Source organism: Streptomyces albidochromogenes, assembly GCF_005981925.1.
Lineage (GTDB): Bacteria > Actinomycetota > Actinomycetes > Streptomycetales > Streptomycetaceae > Streptomyces > Streptomyces albidochromogenes.
Genome location: NZ_VBVX01000546.1, coordinates 1 through 2,115 on the forward strand (window position 1 = coordinate 1; position 2,115 = coordinate 2,115).

Genomic DNA, 2,115 nt, shown 5'->3' on the forward strand with positions numbered 1-2,115 from the left:
CCCCCGCCTCCGCCTCCAGCACGTGCCGTGCCCGCAGGCGGGGCAGGCCCAGGCGGCCCGGAGGCATCCTCCGTACCGCGACGACCCGGAAGTCGCGGTCCAGGTACGCCACATCCAACGTGAAGCGCATCCCGAACGTGTGCACGCTGCTCGCCGGGACGCGCCCGCGATGCGTCACGGCGTTCACCCAGAAGGACGCCTTCGCCGCACGCCCTCGTGCTACTCCGGCCCGTACGCCACGTCCTCCGAGAGCCTCGGGTCGTAGTACGTGACCCGCCAGGCCGCCCCCAGCTGCCGCGCCAGCTCGCTCGCGAGCGCCGCGCCGCGTGCGGCGAACGCCGCCTCGTCCTGCGGGGTGGCGAAGCCGGACGTCACGGGGTCGTCGCGGTTCAGTGTCGCGTCGTACGCGTCTCCCCAGCGTTCCAGGTCCTCCGCGAGACCCTGGTCCACCGGCAGGTCGCCGGGCGCGACGTTGTCGCTGATGCCGTCGCTGCCGCGCACCCACACCGGGTGACAGTCGTAGTCGGCCGCCAACCGCACCTGACGTACGACCTCCGGTCCTGATGCTCGTGCTGATTCGGTCGCTGCTCGCGCTTCCGCACTCATACCGTCGCCCATTCGTTCGACCCGTCGGCCCGTCGCCTGTTGGCCTGGTGGCTTGTCGCTTGTTGGCCTGTCCGCCTGTTGGCCTGTCGCCCGCTGGTGTGTCGCCCGTTGGCCCAGTGGCCCGTCAGCCGGCGCTCTTCGGGTTGGCGCCGACGACGAATCCGTTGTTCCCCACCGTCACCGCCACCCTTCGCTTCTGTCCCTTGAACTCGACCTCGTAGATCGGCCGCCCGTCCCCCTTGCCCTGCGTACCGACCTTCTTCCCCTTGGTGGCAGCCTGCATCACGAGATCGGGAATGTCCTCCCGGGCGACTCCGTTCCGCTCGAAATCATCGGCGTGCTCTTCGAGGATGTGCTTGAGGCCCGCCCGCGAGTTGCCCTCCTCCAGGAACACGATCTTCCCGTCGGCGTTGCGCTCGGCCCTGATCACCTTCTCCGGGTCGAACTTGACGCCCGTCTCCTTCATCTCGTCGAGGAGTTCCTTGTCCACGCAGTCGTTGTTGTGGACGAGGGCGTTCTGGCTTCCGACACCGACGTAGTACGTATGGATCCCGGCGACCGTGAGGTCGTGCGTGGTCTGCCGGCGGGTGTGGTGCGCGACCGCCGTGACGGGCAGGGCACTACCGTCGGAGGCACGCAGACTCGCCCCGGGCCTGATGGTCCCGGCGTCCGCCCAACGGTGGGCACCGGCGCCGGTCACCCAGAACGGGTGCGTGTCGGTTGCCGTGACGGACCGGAGCCCGGCGGGGGTCCGGACGGTCAGGCGGGTGAAATGCTTGTCGTCGTACGTCGTGATGGTGTGCGTGACCCGACGGCTGGTCGTCACCCCGCTGACGGGATCGGTCACGGTGACGCGGTCGCCGACGCGCACGCTCTCGATGGGCGCGCGGGTGCCGTCGGCGAGGAGCACCGGGGTGCCGGGCAGGAAGCTGTGGGCGCCGGCACACCTGATGGGCTTCTTGTCGGGCTGGTCGGGTTTCGGTTGGTCGGGTTTCTTCTCGTCCAGCTTGCGTTGGGCGTCGGCGAGTTTGTCCTGGGCCTCCTTGACGCGCTTGCGGTTCTTCACCATGCCGGTGAGGCCGTCGTACAGATCGTCGCCGTGCCTCTTCAGCTTCCGGATGAGCTCGGCGGCCTTCTTCCACTTCCACGGCGCCCCGTACTTCGCCGCGAGCTTGCCGACGGCTCCGCCGATCAGGCTGGTCAGGACGTTGATGAGGGTGTCCGTGCACGCCCCCGCGTCGCCCTTGGTGACGCAGTCGACGGCGTCGGTGATGCCGAGCTCCTCGGCGAGGATCTTGCCGAGTTCCTTCGCGGCTTGTTCGGCCTTCTCGGTGTCGCTCTGCTCGGCGTTCTTTGCGTCCTGGAGCTCTTTGAGGGCCTTCTCGTACGCGATCTGCTCGGGGGACTTTGTTCCGTCTCCGTCTCCGTCTCCGTCTCCGTCAGCGGTGGTGTCCCTGTCGCCGTCCGCGTCGCCGGCTCCGTCGGTGTCTCCGCCGCCGGTGCCCCTGC

At 69.0% G+C, this 2,115-nt stretch carries 2 protein-coding genes and 1 pseudogene; all 3 read right to left on the reverse strand.

The window, feature by feature from the left end; genetic code table 11:
- Positions 1-157, reverse strand: a pseudogene (locus tag E2E34_RS36850) (DUF192 domain-containing protein); the annotation flags it as partial.
- A gap of 62 nt (positions 158-219) precedes the next feature.
- Entirely contained in the window at positions 220-606 is a 387-nt protein-coding gene (locus tag E2E34_RS35780) for an immunity protein CdiI family protein (RefSeq protein ID WP_167518445.1), read from the reverse strand.
- A 124-nt stretch (positions 607-730) separates the two neighbouring features.
- A partial coding sequence (locus E2E34_RS33665) for a polymorphic toxin-type HINT domain-containing protein (RefSeq protein ID WP_279637922.1) occupies positions 731-2,115 on the reverse strand: 1,385 nt, incomplete at its 5' end.